The sequence below is a fragment of the Oleiphilus sp. HI0080 genome, assembly GCF_001635135.1.
On sequence record NZ_LWFU01000081.1, the window covers coordinates 1 to 207 of the forward strand.

The following is a 207-nucleotide window of genomic DNA, read 5'->3' on the forward strand; positions in this document are numbered from 1 at the left end:
ACTATGCGCCTCATAAGGGCGATACCAGCGGCCAGATAAATGCAGATGCTCTACTTTCTGTTACGCCTCCACCGCAGATGCCTGCGACCATGGAAGCCGGCACCATTTATGGTTACTGCGTGGGTGAACCATGGAATCAGCAAGCGGTCTTTAAAGGCATTGGTGTTCCAGTCATTACGGATTACGAGATCTGGAAGAACAATCCAG

The 207-nt window shown here is 50.7% G+C and carries 1 protein-coding gene; it reads left to right on the top strand.

What is annotated here, in order from left to right; genetic code table 11:
• Positions 1 to 207: ABC transporter substrate-binding protein (locus A3751_RS01070; RefSeq protein WP_197466081.1), on the top strand; the 207-nt coding region annotated here is incomplete at both ends.